The following is a 19,889-nucleotide window of genomic DNA, read 5'->3' on the forward strand; positions in this document are numbered from 1 at the left end:
TTTTTTATTAATATGGATGTTATATATTGAATGGAGAGTTTTGGGGAAAGTACATTAAGATCGGACAAAAATAGGGCTTCTGGAATGAATCAGAGGTTTCCCTTTACGATAGACACGTTTGACGATAAAGGCATCCCCGCTTGCATTAGCGCAGGCAGGAATAGCTACTGTAGCCTTATTCTGAACCATGATTCCGCCGTCGGCAGGCGTAAGTCTTGGACTTTTTCCATTCACCCGGCAGCAAAAGAACCGGGTGGGCGACATTTTGGCCAGTCCCCCGATGCTGCCTCCTACCTGGGGCGCTTCCAAAATCCACTCGGCAGAGGTTTGCGGACCGGAGTACCGCTGAACAGTACGGAAAGTCCAGGTTTTGCTGAGGTTGCAGAGTGTAATTCGCCATTTGCCGCTGCTAAGCTTGACGATGGAAGCCCGCATGTGGTCCCCCGGAGAAACAGGAAGCGGGATTACAGTCTCTGCTGCAGGTAGAATTTCCCACCAGGCATAGTAGTGTAGAACTCCGTTTATGGATTCGTGACCGGTTCCTGTCTGAATCAGACTGCTATTCCTGAAGCCGTCGATTCCAATCCAGGCAGAGGAATAGGTGGGACTGGAAGTGGGTTTGACAAAAGGAACTGTCCATTCACCGGAAATCCGCCGGAAGGAAGCCCTTTTGCCTGAGATGGCATACCCGCTCCAGTTGCCGGAGGTCCAGCCAAAACCGGTGCTTTGGGCTCTGCCTGCATGGGATTTATCCGTAATACAAGGCCGTGTACCTTTTGAAAGATTAGCTTTGCTCACAGTTTCACCGCCTTTTACCAATATGAGAAGTTAGGTCTGCTGCTCTATTTAATGCGATGTAGACTTATAAAGTATGGGTATTCCGTTAAAAAGGAATAGAGAGGACTTATCGTACAAATGGATAAATTATTGAAGCTGCGCGGGTTTTATCTTTTTTTGGGACTTGCCGGCGGCTCATTTGGCTCGTATCTTACACTACTGCTAAAAGACAATGGACTCGGCAGCGGCCGGATCGGAATGCTGATGGCGACGGGAACCTTGATTGCTATCTGTATTCAGCCCCTGTGGGGCGTAATCTCAGACCGCTACAATCAGGCACGGCTGGTGCTGATTCTCAGTGTGGCCGTACCTGCAGTACTGGCGGTTTTTTACCAGTCGGAATATTTCATTGTTTTGCTGATGGTCTATACCGTATCTACCATCTTCTCCTCTACACAGGCTCCTATTGCCGATTCCTACGCCATTGTAGCGGCGAATCAGGCAGGTTCCACTTACGGGAGCATCCGGATGATGCTGAGCATAGGAGCGGCCGTAGGGGCCTATGCCGGGTCACAGTATGTGTCACATTTTTCTGTATCCACGATCTGGCTGCCATTTCTGATTCTGAACAGTGTCGCGGTTATTATTGCGTTCACCCTGCCCAAGCAGGCAGAAGAGAACCGGATGATGAGCCAGTCGTTCTCCAAAGGAATCAAAAATCTGCTGGGCAATAAGATCTTTCTGGCTTTTCTGGGCGGGAGCTTTCTGGTCAACCAGACCATGACAGCTTTCGGTACCTACTTTGTGATTGCCTTTCAATCGGTAGGAGGCTCGACCAGCCATGCGGGGATCGCGCTGTTCATCGCTTCGTTCACGAACTTCCCCTCCATGCTGTTTGCTTCCAAGATCATCCGGAAGCTGGGGAGGGAGCGCACGCTGCTGCTGGGTGCTCTGATCTATGTGCTTCGGTGGGGAATCCAGTTCGCTTTTCCAGCCCCTGCGGTAATGATTGGTGTTCAGGTACTGCATGGTGTGTCCTTCGGACTCTTTTACATCGCTGCGGTGGAGTATGTATCACACATCACTCTGCCTGAGATGCAGGCTACCGGCCAAAGTGTGTTCAACATCGTTTTCTCCGGTTTTGCGGGGATTCTGGGCAATCTGCTGAACGGGATTTTACTGGACCAAGGTGGTGTGTGGCTAATGAATTTGTCTTGTATGATCAGTTCTGCGGCGGGTGCACTTTTGATTTTCTACGTCGTTCGAAGCTCGCGAAGAAATGTTCCGCGGCCGGTTGCATCTGAAGGAGCAAGCCTCTAGGAGGCACTGTAACAAATAACATTCCTATAGAGATGATGAAAATGCAGCAGCCGTTTCTGCTTAGAAAGGGGCAAGTATTTATGGGATCACGTAATCCGGGATTGGCCAGCCGCTGGCATGCTACTTCATTCCGTGTCCGCTATCAGGAGACAGACCAGATGGGTGTGGTCTATCACGCTAATTATTTGAGCTGGTTTGAGAGCGGACGCACAGAAATGTTCCGGGGGCTTGGCTTTGCCTACCGTACACTGGAAAATATGGGTGTGCTTCTGCCAGTCACGGCTGCAGATTTGCAATTTAAAAGTCCGGCGCGATATGATGATCTTGTCGCTGTGTATGCGCGCCTGACCACTTTTTCAGCACTGCGGGTTGTATACGAATATGAAATCCGCCGATTGGCGGAGCCGGAAACGGGTGAACCTGATTCTTCCGCGCTTACAGCCGGGCCTGTATATCTTGATAAGCTGCCTGGTGAATTGCTCGTTGCCGGTTCAACCAGCCACGTGTGGCTGAATATGGACTGGAAGCCAGTTAGACTGGACCGGATACTTCCGGAATTGTTTTACGCCATAACCTTGGCGCTTAGGGAAGAAGGAGGAGCAGTATGATCAGGAACAAATGGCTGTGGGCTGCATTATTCATTATCCCGGCCGTGGAATTATTCGGGTTTATTTATGTGGCAGGTTTTCTCGGAGCACCCAAGACAATGCTGCTCATGCTGGCCAGCTCTGTGATCGGTTTCTTGATGATGCGTTTCGAAGGCAAGAAGGTGCTGCTCGACAGCAGAACACAGATGCAGGAGGGCCGGGTACCGGGGCGGACCATGCTGGACGGCTTGTGCATTTTTTTTGGCGGCCTGTTGCTGATTCTGCCGGGCTTTGTGACGGATATCGTCGGATTTTCGCTGGTGTTTCCGCTGACCCGGCCGTTGTACCGGGTTTTTCTGCTGAAATGGATTGAGAAAAAAATGAAAAACGGCACCTTCACCTTTTACCGCAGATAAGCCGGTAAGAGGAAGGTGCCGGAATTCCCGGTTCAGCTGGAGCGTTTCTATTGCAGATTCATGCAGTAGAACGCTTTTTTTATTTACTCAATTCCACTACAAGCACGCTTCAGCTTTAATGCAGCCTGCCGCTCACGATATAGCTATGCAGTGCGCGGAACACGCCGGCCCGGTGAAAGGCATCAAGCACGACCAATAGGACGGGTCCAAGGATCAGACCAAGCATGCCGAACAGCTGCAGGCCGGCGAACATGCCGATTAGCATCGCAAGCGGGTCCAGGCCAATGCTGCTTGCAAGTACCTTAGGCTCCAAAATCTGGCGGGTGATGAGAATTACGGCATAGAGCACCGATAACCCGATGCCAAGCGCCAGATTGCCGGTCATATAGGAGTATAGAGCCCATGGCAGCAACACAATGCCCACCCCAAGATAAGGCACCAGATCGACCAGTCCAATCGTCAGCCCAATGGCAAATGCAGAATCTACGCCAAGCACCAGGAGCCCGGTAATGACGATAATAGCCGTGATTGAAATCAGCACCAGCTGCGCCCTAAGGTAGCCAAACAGCGCCTTGCGCAGATCCTGCCAGATCTCGGATACCGGTCTGAGCATCGGTGAAGGCACAAGCGCTCTCAGCTTCGCATTATGCCGGTCCCAGCCGGTGCTGAGGAAGAAGGCGGATAACATGATGACGATAAGGATGGTACCCAGACTTGGCAATGCGGAGATCAGCTTCAGGATCATATTGAAAAATCCGGTAATGAATTGAGTCATGGCTTGGCCTACCGTTTCCGTTGTCCTGCTGATATTACTGTCGATCGTGGCATGATAATTTGGGTTATCATGGTAAAACTGATTGATCTGGTTAATAATATTTTGAATGCTGGCATTCCGGCTAATGGACAGCAGCAGCTCCCGCCACTGGTCGGTGTGCAGATCGAAGGTCTGCAGCAAGACAATCAGTTCCTTAACAAGGCGGGTGATCAGTGCAGTTAGTACAAGCGCGGTACCCCCTACATAAAAGAGCAGTGACAACGACACAGCCAGCCAGCGCGGAAGCTTGAAGCCTATTAGAATAAGCACCAGAGGATGCATCAGGTAGGCAAGCAGGTAGGCAAGCAGCAGAGGGTACATAAGCGGGAGCAGGACATAGACTGCCACCAGCAGTGATGAGGCCGCAAGCAGGACCCACAGGCCGCGCAGCACTCTTTTTAAAACCAGCGAATCCATGTCAGATCCCTCCAAATAAAGGCTGCTGCTACTGTACCAGCTCGTCTAATATATATTCAGAAATTGGATATAAAGACTATCCAGATACAGGAATCCGCTTTTTCACAGCAGCCTGTATAAACTGAAAGCGCGAACATGAAACAGGGATTTCAGAAGTTTTTTTCTATCTGTCCGATAAAATCATTTGATGCGTCCCAAAGCTTCCACGTTGTTCACATAACCGTCAAAATCCGGTATGATTATTAAAGGTTACACACCGAAAGTTCGTTGCATTCTCTGCAGCATGTCATTCTGCATGATTATTAATTGTTTGGATATATCAAAATGTAAATGTTTTCATCCCTGTAATAACAGTATTTATACCTAGTTGGCAAAGGAGAGAGATACTATGACAGCTACTAAAGGATTGGAAGGCATTGTTGCCACAACCTCCTCGATCAGTTCGATTGTGGATGGCGTACTCACTTACCGCGGATACGATATCGATGATCTTGCGGAGAACGCTACTTTCGAAGAGACCGCATATTTGCTGTGGTTCGGCAATCTGCCGACGACTCCTGAGCTGCAGGCCCTGCGGCGGGATCTCGGTGCCTTTGCGCCAATCCCTGATCAGGTGATTGCACAAATGAAGCTGTTCCCCAAAGAAGTGAGCACGATGGCCGCACTCCGCACAGCCGTATCCAGCCTTGCCCTGTATGACCCGGCCGCCGACGATATGAGCCGTGAAGCTAATGAGATCAAGGCCGTTAAGCTGCAGGCGCAGATCCCGACAGTGGTTGCTGCGCTGGCCCGTATTCGTAAGGGACTTGAGCCTATAGCCCCCAGAGAAGGTCTGTCCATTGCAGAGAATTTCCTGTATATGCTCTGGGGCAAGCAGCCGGATGTTGTATCGGTCAAGGCACTAGACACCGCGCTTGTACTTCATGCCGACCATGAGCTGAATGCGTCCACCTTTGCCGGCCGGGTTACGGTTGCTACACTGTCAGACATTTATTCAGGGGTCACATCGGCTATCGGTGCGCTCAAAGGACCCCTGCACGGGGGCGCGAATGAAGCAGTTATGAAGATGCTTGAGGAAATCGGCAGTCTGGATGCGGTGGAATCGTACGTCAGCGGCAAGCTGGAGCGCCGGGAGAAGATCATGGGCTTCGGGCACCGGGTCTACAAAAATGGCGATCCACGCGCCAAACACCTGATGAAGATGTCCCGTGAGCTGGGGATGATGAAGAATGATACTACACTCTATGATATGTCTGTCAAAGTCGAGGAGCTGATTACTTCGCGCAAGGGCTTGAAGCCTAACGTTGATTTTTATTCGGCTTCGGTCTATACACAGCTGGGCATTGAGCGGGAGCTGTTCACACCGATTTTTGCGATCAGCCGTGTTTCGGGTTGGACTGCGCATATTCTGGAGCAGTATGAGGACAACCGCATCATTCGCCCGCGTGCGGAATACACAGGAATGTCCGAACAAAAATACGTTCCGGTGGACGAGAGATAAAGCAGCCCTTGCGGGCCGCTGCACCCCTTTAGTAGAATGAACTATAAACCAAACTCAAAGCCTATGCTTCCGGAAAGACTTTTGAACAAAAATCATTCAAGGAAGTCTAGGCTCACAAAACAAAATTTTTAGGAGGAATACCCACTAATGTTGAAACTGGAAAAATACGATCTGCCGACAGAAGGCGAACAAATTACAATCGAAGATGGCAAGCTGCTCGTTCCGGATCATCCGATCATCCCGTTCATTGAGGGTGACGGTACAGGCCGCGACATTTGGAAAGCCTCCAAACGGGTACTGGATGCCGCAGTAGCCAAAGCATACGGCGGTAAGAAACAGATTGCCTGGTACGAAGTATTTGCCGGCGAGAAGGCCTTCAATACATATGGTGAATGGCTGCCGAATGATACGCTTGAAGCAATTCGCGAGTACATTGTAGCAATCAAAGGACCTCTGACTACTCCAATCGGTGGAGGCATCCGTTCCCTGAATGTAGCACTGAGACAGGAATTAGATCTGTATGTCTGCCTGCGTCCAGTGCGTTATTTCGATGGAGTGCCTTCACCTGTGAAGCATCCTGAGCTAGTGGACATGGTGATTTTCCGTGAGAACACAGAGGATATTTATGCCGGAATCGAGTATCAGGAAGGTTCCGCTGAAGTGAAGAAGGTTATAGAATTCCTGCAAAACGAGATGGGTGTGAACAAAATCCGCTTCCCGGAAACATCCGGAATCGGCATTAAACCGGTATCCATGGAAGGCTCGAAGCGTCTGGTGCGCTCCGCTGTTGAATATGCAATCAAGCATGGCCGCAAGAGTGTGACACTAGTACACAAAGGCAATATTATGAAGTTTACCGAAGGCGCATTTAAGAACTGGGGGTATGAGGTAGCCGAGCAGGAATTCGGCGATCATGTCTTCACCTGGAATCAATATGATGCCATCAAGGAGCAGAGCGGTGAGGCTGCAGCTAATGCTGCTCAGAAGGAAGCAGAAGCAGCGGGCAAAATCATCATCAAGGATGCCATTGCGGATATTGCCCTGCAGCAGGTATTGACCCGTCCAACCGATTTCGATGTGATTGCAACGCTCAACCTGAACGGCGATTACCTATCCGACGCACTGGCTGCGCAAATCGGCGGCATCGGCATCGCTCCCGGAGCGAATATCAACTATATTACGGGTCACGCTATTTTTGAAGCTACCCATGGTACTGCACCTAAGTATGCGGATAAGGACGTGGTCAATCCGGGTTCAGTGATTCTGTCCGGCGTCATGCTGCTGGAGCACCTGGGCTGGCAGGAAGCGGCTGATCTGATCTACAATGGCATGAGCACGGCCATTAACAATAAGACCGTAACCTATGATTTCGCCCGTCAGATGGAAGGCGCAACAGAGCTGAAATGCTCGGCATTTGCTGACGAGATCATTAATCACCTGTAGTCCCTGAAATCAATTGCATATGCTTACGAAGTGAGTTTGTACGAAGGAATTCAATACGGTATTCCTAACAAACGCTTAGGAGGATCACTCGTGGCTATCAAACGTCATAAAATTACAGTTGTGGGCGCCGGTTTTACCGGTGCCACCACGGCGCTGATGCTTGCCCAGAGGGAGCTTGGTAATGTGGTGCTTCTGGATATTCCCCAGCTTGAGAACCAGACCAAGGGGAAGGCGCTGGACATGCAGGAAGCCGGTCCGGTGCAGAAGTATGACGCCCAGATCACAGGAACTTCCAGCTACGGCGATGCTGCCGATTCAGATATCGTCATCATTACGGCGGGAGTTGCCCGCAAACCGGGGATGAGCCGCGATGACCTTGTGAATACGAACGCGGGCATCGTAAAATCAGTCTGTGAGAATGTGAAGCGAGTAGCTCCGGAATCCATAGTAATTATCCTGAGTAATCCGGTGGATGCCATGACTTACGTTGCTTATAATACCCTAGGCTTTCCTAAGCATCGTGTAATCGGTCAATCCGGTGTGCTGGACACCGCGCGGTACTGCACCTTTATTGCTCAAGAGCTTAATGTTTCGGTAGAGGATGTACGCGGCTTTGTGATGGGTGGCCATGGGGATGATATGGTTCCGCTGATCCGTTACTCCAGTGCCGGCGGCATTCCGATTGATAAGCTGATTCCTGCCCAGCGGATTGCCGATATTGTAGAGCGTACCCGTGCCGGTGGCGGCGAAATTGTCAGCCTGCTGGGTAATGGAAGTGCCTACTACGCTCCTGCAGCATCTCTGGTGCAAATGACTGAAGCGATCCTGAAGGATAAGAAGCGGATTATTCCCGTCATTGCCCTGCTGGAAGGGGAATATGGTTATGACGGACTGTTCATGGGTATCCCGGCGCTGCTTGGTGCGGAAGGTATTGAGAAGATCTACGAGCTGGAGCTGACCGCGGAAGAAAAAGCGGCTCTGGATAAATCAGCAGATTCTGTACGTGCGGTTACTTCAGTGGTTAAGGTATGATTCCCAGCGGTCACAAGCCCTCATTTCTTGAATGGAAATGAGGGTTTTCTTTTCATGGACGGCGGGGTTGGGTATAATAAGAATGTAACTTATATCACAGCGAAAAGTGAGGAGGTTAAACAATGGATCGGATTTTCTTTTTCTTACATATGATCGGGACATTGGCGGTCGGCTTTTATCTGGTGCTTCCGTTTATTCTGAGCGGCACAGGTAAGCTGTCAGCTGCAGCCAAAGAAGGGACGCTTAGCGCCATTGGCGGATTGAACCGGTTTGCCCAGTATGGTCTGGTCATTCAGCTGCTGACTGGCGGATACATGATCTCTAAGGGGGATTACACCGTAGCCTGGATGGTTGTCGTGGTTGTACTCCTGCTGGCAATGTTTGCCCTGGGCGGTATTATGGGCAAGCCGCTGCGTCTGGCCACAGCCGGCATGCGTGAGAACCGTGATGTGTCAGACCAAACCGCGAAGCTTCGTACCATGAGCCTGCTGCTGATGGTTGTGCTGATCGTAATGGTATTCTTCATGGTGTATAGACACATTATCTAGGTAAGGATGATTATTCACCAAACCGTCAAGCCTGCCCCTGATTCGAGGGGGCGGGCTTTTACTGCCTTCCAGCCTGATTACCTTATAGCAGGTCCTCTGACAAAAACACATTGCTTTTCTCAAATTCCGCTTGTATTCCGGGTGGGAGCAGGGCCTGAAGCTCATGACGGGTACACCATTTATAGTCTGCATGCTCTTCGGAGAGCACCACTGTATGCTCATCGGTCCGGCACCAGTAGGTGATGATGACGAGTTGCCTGCCCGGATCGGTCAGAAAGGACACTGCATACAATAGCCTTTCCACCGTGACCGTGAGTCCGGTTTCCTCCTTAATCTCCCGCTCGAGTGCAGCCTCCAGGCCTTCTCCGAATTCCATTTTTCCGCCGGGACATTCCCAGCTGCCTGCTCCTATCGCATCTGCAGCTGCCCGCTGTACGAGCAGGATTCTGCCTTGATGCAGAATGACTCCTTTGACCGCAACGATGATGCTCCGTGTATTTCTGGTCATATAACTTATGCGCCTCCTAATCCTATGGGTTAATCGGTCCGAATCCCATCTCGGATCTATACTTCACTAAATTATATCGGCCCTTTACGTCAAAAACGACTTAATTTCTTGTTTGGACAGCCGGGAAGTGTGGTAAGTAACTTAACGTAAAGCGATTGTATAATTGATGATGCAGAAGCCATCCTAATACGATGTGGTTACTTCAACAAAAGGTACACAGCGAAAGGAGAATGGATCATGCCAGAAAATATGCAGACTACCAAAACCTTGCCTCCCCAGGTGCAGGACCGTCAGCCCGGTATCGAGAGCGAGATGAATCCGCGCCCTGAATTTGAAACGTCCAGCTACAAAGCGGCAGGCAAACTGCTGGGTAAGGCGGCGCTCATTACGGGAGGCGACAGCGGCATTGGACGGGCGGTTGCCGTTCATTTTGCCAAAGAAGGTGCGGATGTGGTCATTTCCTATCTGAATGAGCATTCTGATGCCGAAGAGACCAAACGCCAAGTAGAGCAGGAGGGACGGAAGTGTATTCTGATTGCCGGTGACATCGGCGTAGAAGCGTTCTGCCAGAATCTGATCAACCGGGCGGTAGAGGGGCTCGGTAAGCTGGACATCCTGATTAACAATGCGGCCGAGCAGCATCCGCAGGACAAGATCGAGGATATTACCTCTGAGCAGCTGGAGCGGACGTTCCGTACGAATATTTTCTCCATGTTCTATTTGACCAAGGCAGCTATGCCGCATCTGAAAAAAGGCTCCACGATCATCAACACGACGTCGATCACCGCCTACCGCGGCAGTCCGCAGCTGCTGGACTATTCGTCCACCAAAGGCGCGATTCTCAGCTTCACCCGCTCGTTGTCGATGAATCTGGCGGAAAAGGGCATCCGTGTGAATGCTGTTGCTCCGGGTCCGATCTGGACACCGCTGATTCCATCCACATTTGATGCCAAAAAGGTCAGCGAGTTCGGCGGCACACAGCCCATGCAGCGTCCGGGACAACCGGAAGAGCTGGCACCAGCCTACGTCTATCTGGCCTCGGATGATTCATCCTATGTTAGCGGCCAGGTAATGCATGTCAACGGCGGGGAAATTGTCAACGGCTAGAAGTTGCTGTACGGTCAAGTAGGTTTCTGGAAAATATAACAGTTCAAGAGCAGGCCCATGCGGTCTGCTCTTTTTTATGTACCATATAAGATGAAGCTTTGGGTAAAAGGGATAGCTTTTCCGAGGATTAATATGTTAATATGAACCACGTCAGCAATTGAATACTGCAATTGTCCCTAGGGGTGCCGCAAGGCTGAGACGAACGTGACGTTCGGACCCTTTGAACCTGATCTGGTTAAAACCAGCGTAGGAAAGCGGAGAATGAATGAACTGCAGCGGGGTTGTATTTCTTATACCCGTATTCCTGTACAAATTTATGACTGCCTCCTATCGTGGGGGCGGTTTTTTTGTGTTGCGCGTTTTGCTGCAATAGTGTGAAGCAGGAGGTGAAGAAGTGGCGGAAATTCATTTAATATCGGACGGGAAGCTTGAGCTTGGGCGTTTCGTCAGCCTGGCGGCTGCTGTGCATCCGCTCGTGGACTTTATTCATCTGCGGGAAAAGCACCGGTCTGCCCTGGAGCTGCTGAGCATGGCAGAGCAACTGCTGCTTGCAGGAATCCCCGCATCCAGACTGGTCATCAATGACCGGCTGGATGTTGCGCTGGCCGCTGGTGCAGGCGCTGTCCAGCTAGCCTGGCACAGCTTGCCGCCTGCAGCAGTCCGTGCAGCCGCTCCCGGCCTCCGGCTGGGCAGGTCGGTGCACTCCGCGGCAGAAGCAGCGGAAGCAGGCAGGCAGGGGGCGGACTTCTGCCTGTTCGGCCATATTTACCCTACTGGCTGCAAGCCCGGACAGCGGGGGCGCGGTTTGGCGCTCCTGGAGGAAGCGGTGCGCAGCACCCGTATTCCACTGATTGCTATCGGCGGGGTGGAGCCTGGAAATGCAGGTCAAGTGATCCGTCACGGTGCTGCCGGGATTGCGGTCATGTCCGGCATTTGCGGAGCGGATGACCCCGTATCTGCTGCCCGTGCTTACCGGTTGGCGGTCCAGAAGGCGTAGGACCTGTGGTGTATTGTGACTCCAGTAAATCCGTGAATGGTACCACGCCAAGGAGGTGAGAGCGCATGAATCTGATCATTAATGGCAAGCCCGGAGTGGTTGCGGAAGAATGCCGGACCGTTGCCGATCTGTTAAGCCGGCCCGAATGGAGCTTTCGGCTTGTGATCGTGGAACGAAATGGTGAGATTGTCAGCAAGGAGCATTACGGGTCGGAGATATTATGTGAAGGCGACAGGCTGGAGCTGGTACATTTTGTAGGCGGGGGCTGAAGCCATGAGGCTATCATTAAATATTTGAATTTTTTTTACGCTAAAAATTGTCCTTCTATTTTTTACTGAAACGGATACCGTCTTAAAAATGACGGTGAAGCCGTTTCCCTTGTCGAATTTCATCCCAGGAGGCGAGTTCATGTTAGATCCATTGGTGATTGGCGGCATTACGTTATCGAGCCGGCTGTTCATCGGTACCGGCAAATACAGCCGCAATACACTGATTCCCGAGGTGGTTTCAGCTTCAGGCTCACAGGTAATCACGGTAGCTCTGCGCCGTGTAGATCCGGAGAGCCAGGACAATATTATCAGCCATATTCCTTCCCATATGACTCTGCTTCCAAATACTTCGGGTGCGCGCACTGCTGAGGAGGCTGTGCGGATCGCCAGACTGGCCAGAGCCGCAGGCCTTGGCAATTGGGTCAAGATTGAGGTAATCAATGATCAGAAATATCTGCTTCCAGACAACCTGGAGACTATCCGGGCCACAGAAATACTGGCCGCCGAAGGCTTCGTAGTGCTGCCCTATATGAGCCCGGACCTTTCAGCCGCGCTGCGGATGCAAGCAGCGGGGGCCGCCGCCATCATGCCGCTCGGCTCCCCCATCGGCTCGAACCGCGGCTTGCGTACCACAGAGCTGCTGCGCATTCTCATCTCTGAGGTGGATCTACCGGTGATTGTCGACGCCGGCATCGGCCGCCCGTCCGAAGCGGCAGAAGCGATGGAGCTTGGCGCATCCGCTGTGCTGCTCAATACGGCAATCGCTACCGCCCGTGATCCGCTGCTGATGGCTGCGGCCTTCCGTGAGGCGGTAGCTGCAGGCCGCAAGGCCTATTTGGCAGGACTCGGTCCAGTGGAAGAGACGGCTGTAGCGTCTTCGCCATTGACCGGATTTCTGAAGTGACTCACAGGCTAACGGAAATGGGGGAGTAACATGAGTTTTTTTGAACCACTGACTCGTCTGGAGCAACTGCCTTACGGGAGCTTGTGGCAGGAGTACCGGGTGGAGGATGTGAAGCGGGCACTTCTCAAGGATCGTCTGGATGAAAAAGACCTGCAGACCCTGCTGTCTCCGGCTGCGGAATCTTGTCTGGAGGAGATGGCTCAGCGTGCGCAACGGTTGACCCGTTCGCATTTTGGGCATGTGATGCAGCTGTTCACACCGATGTATCTGGCTGATTTCTGTGTGAATCACTGTACGTATTGCAGCTTCAGCTCGATTTATGATTTTCCGAGAAAAAGATTGACTCCGGAGGAGGTCAGACAAGAGGCTATAGCGATCTCCTCCACGGGCCTGCGCCATCTTCTGATTCTGACCGGGGAATCGCGCAAGGATAGTCCGGCCGCTTATGTGAAGGAATGTGTAGAAATTCTGCATGAATACTTCTCTTCTGTCAGTATAGAGGTGAACCCGCTGTCTACTGAGGAGTACCGGGAGCTTAGGGAAGCGGGAGTGGACGGGCTGACCCTGTATCAGGAGGTGTACCATCAGGAAACCTACCGCAAGCTGCATGTGAAAGGTCCCAAAAGAGTCTACCGGAACCGTCTGGATGCCCCCGAACGAGGGTGTCAGGCCGGTTTCCGCTCGGTCAACATCGGTGCGCTTCTGGGCATGTATGATTGGCGCCAGGAAGCCTTCATGACCGCGATGCATGCCCGCTATCTGCAGGACAAATATCCGGAATGTGAAATCGGCTTATCCGCCCCGCGTTTTCGTCCGTATCTGGGCGAGTTCAACCCGGAGAGCGATGTTACCGACCGTGCGCTGGTGCAGATTATTTTGGCGTATCGCCTGTTTCTGCCACGCTCCGGCATTACCCTGTCCACCCGGGAGCCCGCCTTCCTGCGGGATCACCTGATCCATCTTGGAATCACCAAAATGTCGGCAGGTGTCTCCACCGAAGTAGGGGGACACACCCAGGATGGCGGGACTCCGCAATTCGAAATCTCGGATGAACGGAATGTGCAGGAGATCACGGATATGCTTCAGGCAGCCGGCCTGCAGCCCGTCTTTAAGGATTGGGACCTGCTGAAGCTGCAGTCCTAATAAGGGGTGGCTACTATGCTAACTTTCAGAAAAGCATGAAGAGAATCTGTGACTCTGGTGCTATTCCTGCTTGAAGCAGCCTGTTCTGTATCTACAAATTAGAATTTGATTGAGCTCCTACGGGTCCGATCAAAGGAGTCCACTGTTTATAACATGTTGTCCGTGCCATCCATCGGCTGTCCGCCATCCACAGATCCTCCGTCCGTACCGGCGGACAGCTCATCCAGGGACATCTCGAAGCCGGGAGCCATATGAATCAGGAAGTATTCCATCTCCGGCATTTCAAGCCCGCGCAGTTTGGCTGCGGTTTGCACCCTGGCTGCTGCGAATTCACGGTTGCCTGCAGCAACCTCCCAGACGCATTTCAGGTAAGCGTCCAGATGATCTGCCGCTTTGACATAACGCAGCAAAAGGGCATCTTCGGAGCCGGAAGGACTGTCCTGAGGCTGCAGAAGCGGCGCGTAAACAGAAGTAAGCTCCGGCGGAATCATCCCCTTCAGCCGTTCGGCGGCGACCCGCTCCATGTCGCGGAAGCTGGACAGTAGACGCGGATTGTTGTGCTTGACCGGCGTAGCAATATCGCCGGTGAAGACCTCAGTAGCGTCGTGAAACAGCGCCATTGCGGCCGCACGGTCGGCATTCAGCGAGCGGGCGAAGTGGACGTTGCCGATGGAGCAGAGCATATGCGACAGCAGGGCAACCTGGAACGAGTGCTGCGCGACGTTCTCCGGTGCTGTGCTTCGCATAAGGCTCCAGCGCTGGATATATTGAAGCCGGTACAAATAGGCTGAAAAATGGTAATTCAATTTTTACGTAACCCCTTTCATGCGTGGTTTAATATGTTATGATAAAACTAATTGTAACAGAGTTTGGACAACCGCGAACGCATGGAGAGGAGCTGGACTGAAGATGCAGCATTTTGAAGACAGTGTGTATGATCTGATCGTGGAAACCTCAACAAATCTGCCGGGCGATGTGCGCCGGGCAGTAGCCAAGGGACGTGCTCTGGAGGACCGGGCTACCCGCTCCGGCCTCGCGCTCACTACCATTGCACAGAATATTGGCATGGCTGAGCTGCAGGTATCTCCGATCTGTCAGGATACAGGGATGCCGACTTTTATCATTCATACACCTGTGGGTGTGAATCAGATTGAGATGAAGAAGGATATCCATAACGCTATTATCCGTGCGACGAAGAATGGCAAGCTGCGCCCCAATTCTGTAGATTCGCTGACAGGGGAGAACAGCGGGGATAATCTGGGTGCAGGGACTCCGGTGATTCACTTTGAGCAGTGGGAAGAAGCAGCAGTGGAGGTGCGGCTGATTCTGAAGGGCGGAGGCTGCGAGAACAAGAATATTCAATACAGCCTGCCTGCGGAACTGGAGGGCCTTGGCAAAGCAGGCCGCGATCTCGACGGCATCCGCAAGTGCATCCTTCATTCGGTATTTCAGGCACAGGGCCAGGGCTGTAGTGCCGGTTTCATCGGGGTCGGCATCGGCGGGGACCGTACCACCGGGTATGAGCTTGCCAAGAAACAGCTGTTCCGCAAGGTGGAGGATGTGAATCCCATACAGGATCTGGCCAAGCTTGAAGACTATATTATGGAGAATGCTAACAAACTGGGAATCGGTACGATGGGCTTTGGCGGTGAAGTCACACTGCTGGGCTGCAAGATTGGAGTAATGAACCGGCTGCCGGCCAGTTTTTTCGTCTCCGTGGCCTATAACTGCTGGGCGTTCCGCCGCCAGGGCATCCTGGTTGATCCGGCAGCTGGAACGATTCAGGAATGGCTGTATGAAAGTGGTACGGGAATCTCCGTAGAGACGGAAGATAGCTTCGTACCTGCTGCTGTGCTTGAGGCTGTTGGCTCTGCCGCAGACGGAGCAGGCTCAGGTGTTGTTCCAGAAGATGCGGCGATTCCTGCAGCACCTGCGGTACTCTCGGCTGCTGAAGCAGCAGCGAATCCTGCCGGGGAGCAAGCGGCAGCAGCTGCTGGAGAATCCCGCGAGGTCCGGCTGACGACACCGATCAGTGAGGAAGATATCCGCAGTCTTCGGGTGGGGGATGTAGTCATTCTGTCGGGAGAGATGCACACCGGGCGCGATGCGCTCCACAAGTATCTGATGGATCATGATGCACCGGTGGATCTGAACGGGGCGGTGATCTATCACTGCGGCCCGGTCATGCTGAAGGACGATGAAGGCTGGCATGTAAAAGCGGCAGGCCCGACTACCAGCATCCGTGAAGAGCCGTATCAAGGTGATATTATGCGGAAATTCGGCATCCGTGCCGTAATCGGTAAAGGCGGAATGGGACCCAAGACACTACAGGCGCTGCAGGAGCTTGGCGGTGTCTATCTCAATGCCATCGGAGGCGCGGCGCAGTATTATGCAGAGTGCATTAAGAAGGTGAACAGCGTCGACTTCATGGAGTTCGGGATTCCGGAGGCCATGTGGCATTTACAAGTAGAAGGATTCGCGGCCATTGTAACCATGGACGCGCACGGCAACAGTCTGCATGCAGATGTGGAAAAGGATTCTGCAGCCAAGCTGGCGCAGTTCCGGGAACCGGTTTTTAAATAAGCTGTGAAATAAAGCTAGCGTGTAAATATTCCGTAAGCCTTCTTCCATTGCTAATGGGGGAGGGCTTTTTGCATTCGCCGGGAGCGGGCTGAATAGGGAAATGAAAGGTAGAAGTGCTTTTGATTTGAGCCGGGTAGGCTGATTGCGGAAATGAAAGGTAGAAGTACCTTTGAGTTCACCCGCCGTGGTAATTTTGTTTTTGTTTTTTCGGGGGCAGGGGCGGGACACCTTTGTACAAAAGCCTGAGGATCACTGTCAGCGGACGCTAATTATTATACTTGACAACGCATACATAGCCATGGTAATTTTTATGAGGGAAACCGGTTTCCTTGTCCGCAGCATCGTCTTGCAAGTGATGGAATGGTATTCACAGGCAGTATGGTTCGATATGCGCTCTTATGAGAGGGAGATGAGGAATGAAACGCAAGCTATGGCTTATTCCGGCATTAATCACGTCAATTGTTCTGTCCATTACGGCTAACTTGTTTGTGCTGCCAACCGCACGGGTTGAAGCAGCGAGTATTGGTACTGTTACTGAGAATGACACAATCTACCAGATTATGGTTGACCGCTTCAATGACGGGGATACCTCCAATAATGCCACCGGTGCCGCTATCCGTTACGGAGAAGCTTCCGATGAAGATTTTCGCTATATGAAAGGCGGAGACTGGCAGGGTATCATCAACAAACTGCCCTATATTCATAACATGGGATATACCGCGATTTGGATTTCTCCGGTGGCAGAACCGCAGATGACTAACCGCGACAACAATGGTACAGGTAAAAATACAGCCTACCATGGATACAACGTAAAGGATCCCAATAAGGCCAATCCTTACTTTGGAACCAAAGAGAAGCTTAAGGAACTGGTGGATTCCGCCCATGCGCTTGGGATTAAGGTGATTATCGACGTAGTGCCGAATCATATTGGGGACTATATGCTAGGCAGTCAGGCCAATTATGATATAGCAGGTCTGCAGCCTGCGGCGCCTTTTAATAATCCGGCTTGGTATCACCATAATGGGGATATCAACTGGTCACTGGCAGACGGAAGATACGATCAATGGGCTCAGGATTATTTAGAGAATCACGATCTCGGCGGGCTGGATGATATCGACTTTGATGTTCCTGCCGCCAAACAGGCTGTATTCAATTCTATTAAAGGCTGGTTTGACTATACGGGTGCCGATGGTGCCCGCGTGGATGCTGCCAAGCTGGTCAAGCCGACAGACATCGGTGAACTGCAGAATCTTTTAGGCGTGAATACCTTTGGTGAGAACTTTGACGGCAACGCCGAATTTGTCTCCCGCTGGGTAGGCAACAACAAGGAATGGGGCATGCTTGATTTCCCTATGTTCTTCTCGGTCCTGAACAGTTTTGCTTACGGGCAGTCCTTTGATTCCAACATCAAAAGCACGCTTGCTCAGGATACTTATTACAACGGAAATGCGAACCATATGGTTACCTTTCTCGACAATCATGACCGCAACCGTTTTTTGACGGAAGCTGGCGGCAACGTGGATAAACTGCAGAATGCTTTGTCCTTCATCTATACTGTCCGTGGAACACCCGTGGTCTTCCAGGGTACAGAGCAGAATAAAGGCAACGGCAACGGCCAGATTATGACAGGCGGGATCGCTGATACCTGGAACCGCTGGTCAATGGTGAAACGGGATGCGAGCGGCAATGTCCTCGAGAACTATTTTAATGAGAATACCAGCACTTATAAGCATATTGCCAAACTGAATGAAATCCGCAAAAATAATCCTGCACTCCGCACAGGCACCCAGCGTGAAATGTGGTCCGCCCAGAACCTGTATGCCTTCTCTCGGCGTGTAGACAGCGGAACTAATGTGGGCCAGGAAGTCATCTCTGTATTCAGCAATGCTTCCAACGGTTCACAGACCGTTACCATCCCGCTGCGCGCAGAAAGCACACTAACTGCAGGTACAGTACTCATTAATCAACTGAATACTTCTGACACTGTAACCGTGCAATCGGGAGGCGCAACCGGCAAACAAATTACTGTAACTGTGGGAGCGAATTCGGCTAAGATCTATTCCAAAACCCAGCCGATAATCGATACCGTGGCTCCTTCTGTTCCAAGCAATGTAACAGCTACTGTGCAAAATGCATCCAATGTGCTCGTAAGCTGGACTGCCTCCACGGATAATGTCGGGGTAACCGGTTATGAAATTTACCGCAATGGAGTCAAAGTTGGAACAACAGCAAACACTTCTTATACGGACAACGGACTGGCATCGCAGACTAACTATAGCTATACGGTAAAAGCTTTTGATGCCGCAGGCAATCTGTCGGCACTTAGCGCAGCCGCTCTGGTCTTCACACCGCCCGGAAATAGTGTAACCATTTATTACAAGCAAGGCTACACGACGCCATATATTCATTACCGTCCTGTAGGCGGAACTTGGACGACATCACCTGGCGTGGCTATGCCAGCAGCTGAAGTAACCGGCTATAATAAAATCACGATCAATATCGGCTCTGCCACACAGCTGGAGGCAGCCTTTAATAACGGCAGCGGGACATGGGACAGTAACGGCGGCAGCAACTATTTATTTGGCACTGGCACCTGGACCTACACGCCAACCGGAAACATCAAGGCAGGCGGCCCTGTGACGCCGACAGCGACCCCAACGTCAACACCAACTGCAACACCAACTGCAACACCAACACCAACTGCAACACCAACGCCAACTGCAACACCAACAGCAACCCCAACGCCGACCCCGACGGCAACACCAACAGCGACCCCAACGCCAACAGTTTCACCTACGGCAACCCCTGTTGGCAATTCAGTAACCATTTATTACAAGAATACCGCTTATACGAATTCTTATATTCACTATAGTCTGGATGGATCGGCAGTCTGGACCACATCTCCGGGAGTGCAGCTGCAGTCGTCATCCTACACGGGTTATAAAACGGCTACGATTCAGCTGGGAAGTGCTGCTGGCCTGACAGCAGCCTTTAATAACGGCAGCGGGACCTGGGACAACAACGGCGGCAGCAATTATCACTTCGGAGCAGGCACGTGGAGTGTAGTAAACGGCAGCATCGCAGCAGGTGTGCCGCAAGCGGACAGTGTGACCTTCAGGGTTACTGTTCCAAATACGACTCCAGCAAGCGGGCCGGTATATTTAACTGGCAGCTTCAATAGCTGGAATGCAGCGGACCCTGCGTACCAGCTGACCAAAGGCAGTGATGGCGTATATTCCATCACACTAAGCCTGCCGGCGGGAACGGCGGTACAATATAAGGTTACACGCGGCAGCTGGGCTTCAGTAGAGACCAGCACAAGCGGGGCGGATATTGCGAACCGGACGCTTACACCTGCGGGTGGGGCGCAGACCGTCAGCCTTACCGTGCAGCGCTGGAAGGATCTATAGCAGGATCAAAGCTGCTGACAACAGCACATTTAACCATGCAGGCATTCAGACAAGGAGCGGCTCAGTCCAGAGCCGCTCCTTGTTATTGTCTGACAGAAGGATTGTGAAAGCGA

The 19,889-nt window shown here is 51.9% G+C and carries 18 protein-coding genes and 1 riboswitch; of the genes, 14 read left to right on the forward strand and 4 right to left on the reverse strand.

Annotated elements, in window-relative coordinates; all coding sequences use genetic code 11:
• Positions 1 to 54 precede the first annotated feature (54 nt).
• Positions 55 to 798 (reverse strand): G1 family glutamic endopeptidase, encoded by a 744-nt coding sequence (locus tag A3842_RS19825; RefSeq protein ID WP_074102482.1) that lies wholly within the window; start codon positions 796 to 798, stop codon positions 55 to 57.
• Between the two features lie 117 nt (positions 799 to 915).
• Here A3842_RS19825 and A3842_RS19830 point away from each other — a divergent pair, with 117 nt between their 5' ends.
• From A3842_RS19830 to A3842_RS19840, 3 genes are all read left to right on the forward strand, one after another.
• Positions 916 to 2,097, forward strand: a complete 1,182-nt coding sequence (locus A3842_RS19830) for an MFS transporter (RefSeq protein WP_074084021.1) — start codon at positions 916 to 918, stop codon at positions 2,095 to 2,097.
• 80 nt (positions 2,098 to 2,177) lie between these two features.
• Positions 2,178 to 2,705, forward strand: coding sequence for an acyl-CoA thioesterase (locus A3842_RS19835; RefSeq protein WP_074084059.1), 528 nt, complete (start codon positions 2,178 to 2,180; stop codon positions 2,703 to 2,705).
• Positions 2,702 to 3,100, forward strand: coding sequence for an FxsA family protein (locus tag A3842_RS19840; protein WP_074084022.1), 399 nt, complete (start codon positions 2,702 to 2,704; stop codon positions 3,098 to 3,100). The genes A3842_RS19835 and A3842_RS19840 overlap by 4 nt, the downstream gene beginning before the upstream one ends.
• A 115-nt stretch (positions 3,101 to 3,215) precedes the next feature.
• Here the strand turns inward: A3842_RS19840 and ytvI are convergent, their stop codons facing one another.
• Positions 3,216 to 4,331, reverse strand: a complete 1,116-nt coding sequence (ytvI, locus tag A3842_RS19845; RefSeq protein ID WP_074084023.1) for a sporulation integral membrane protein YtvI — start codon at positions 4,329 to 4,331, stop codon at positions 3,216 to 3,218.
• Between the two features lie 388 nt (positions 4,332 to 4,719).
• On the opposite strand from ytvI, the gene citZ reads away from it, so the two are divergent.
• The 4 genes from citZ (at position 4,720) to A3842_RS19865 (ending at position 8,855) form a co-directional block, all read left to right on the forward strand.
• Entirely contained in the window at positions 4,720 to 5,832 is a 1,113-nt protein-coding gene (gene citZ, locus A3842_RS19850; RefSeq protein WP_074102483.1) for a citrate synthase, read from the forward strand.
• Between the two features lie 147 nt (positions 5,833 to 5,979).
• Complete coding sequence (gene icd, locus A3842_RS19855; RefSeq protein ID WP_074084025.1) at positions 5,980 to 7,275, forward strand: NADP-dependent isocitrate dehydrogenase; 1,296 nt, start codon at positions 5,980 to 5,982, stop codon at positions 7,273 to 7,275.
• 90 nt (positions 7,276 to 7,365) lie between these two features.
• A complete protein-coding gene (gene mdh, locus A3842_RS19860) occupies positions 7,366 to 8,307 on the forward strand; it encodes a malate dehydrogenase (protein ID WP_074102484.1) in 942 nt (313 codons plus the stop codon).
• Between the two features lie 122 nt (positions 8,308 to 8,429).
• Complete coding sequence (locus tag A3842_RS19865; protein WP_074084027.1) at positions 8,430 to 8,855, forward strand: hypothetical protein; 426 nt, start codon at positions 8,430 to 8,432, stop codon at positions 8,853 to 8,855.
• Positions 8,856 to 8,937: 82 nt separating this feature from the next.
• On the opposite strand, the gene A3842_RS19870 is transcribed toward A3842_RS19865, so the two are convergent.
• Complete coding sequence (locus A3842_RS19870; RefSeq protein WP_074102485.1) at positions 8,938 to 9,363, reverse strand: NUDIX hydrolase; 426 nt, start codon at positions 9,361 to 9,363, stop codon at positions 8,938 to 8,940.
• Between the two features lie 237 nt (positions 9,364 to 9,600).
• Here A3842_RS19870 and A3842_RS19875 point away from each other — a divergent pair, with 237 nt between their 5' ends.
• The 5 genes from A3842_RS19875 (at position 9,601) to thiH (ending at position 13,783) form a co-directional block, all read left to right on the forward strand.
• Positions 9,601 to 10,470: an SDR family oxidoreductase gene (locus A3842_RS19875; RefSeq protein WP_074102486.1), complete on the forward strand. Its 870-nt coding sequence runs from the start codon at positions 9,601 to 9,603 to the stop codon at positions 10,468 to 10,470.
• A 168-nt stretch (positions 10,471 to 10,638) separates the two neighbouring features.
• Positions 10,639 to 10,740: riboswitch (TPP riboswitch) on the forward strand.
• A 124-nt stretch (positions 10,741 to 10,864) separates the two neighbouring features.
• Positions 10,865 to 11,467 carry a thiamine phosphate synthase gene (locus A3842_RS19880; RefSeq protein ID WP_074102487.1) on the forward strand — a complete coding sequence of 201 codons (603 nt, stop codon included), beginning with the start codon at positions 10,865 to 10,867 and terminating at the stop codon, positions 11,465 to 11,467.
• Between the two features lie 65 nt (positions 11,468 to 11,532).
• Positions 11,533 to 11,736: a sulfur carrier protein ThiS gene (gene thiS / locus A3842_RS19885; protein ID WP_074084031.1), complete on the forward strand. Its 204-nt coding sequence runs from the start codon at positions 11,533 to 11,535 to the stop codon at positions 11,734 to 11,736.
• Between the two features lie 139 nt (positions 11,737 to 11,875).
• The gene (locus A3842_RS19890; RefSeq protein WP_074084032.1) at positions 11,876 to 12,640 is read left to right on the forward strand and encodes a thiazole synthase; all 765 of its coding nucleotides are present in this window, start codon (positions 11,876 to 11,878) and stop codon (positions 12,638 to 12,640) included.
• A 30-nt stretch (positions 12,641 to 12,670) separates the two neighbouring features.
• A complete protein-coding gene (gene thiH / locus A3842_RS19895) occupies positions 12,671 to 13,783 on the forward strand; it encodes a 2-iminoacetate synthase ThiH (protein ID WP_074102488.1) in 1,113 nt (370 codons plus the stop codon).
• Positions 13,784 to 13,929: 146 nt separating this feature from the next.
• On the opposite strand, the gene yfbR is transcribed toward thiH, so the two are convergent.
• Positions 13,930 to 14,589 (reverse strand): 5'-deoxynucleotidase, encoded by a 660-nt coding sequence (gene yfbR / locus A3842_RS19900; protein ID WP_074102489.1) that lies wholly within the window; start codon positions 14,587 to 14,589, stop codon positions 13,930 to 13,932.
• A 103-nt stretch (positions 14,590 to 14,692) separates the two neighbouring features.
• Here yfbR and A3842_RS19905 point away from each other — a divergent pair, with 103 nt between their 5' ends.
• Positions 14,693 to 16,366 carry a fumarate hydratase gene (locus tag A3842_RS19905; protein WP_074102490.1) on the forward strand — a complete coding sequence of 558 codons (1,674 nt, stop codon included), beginning with the start codon at positions 14,693 to 14,695 and terminating at the stop codon, positions 16,364 to 16,366.
• A 416-nt stretch (positions 16,367 to 16,782) separates the two neighbouring features.
• Entirely contained in the window at positions 16,783 to 19,776 is a 2,994-nt protein-coding gene (locus tag A3842_RS19910; RefSeq protein ID WP_074102491.1) for an alpha-amylase family glycosyl hydrolase, read from the forward strand.
• Positions 19,777 to 19,889: the final 113 nt, after the last annotated feature.

The organism is Paenibacillus sp. P3E, from assembly GCF_001909045.1.
Lineage (GTDB): Bacteria > Bacillota > Bacilli > Paenibacillales > Paenibacillaceae > Paenibacillus_AQ > Paenibacillus_AQ helianthi.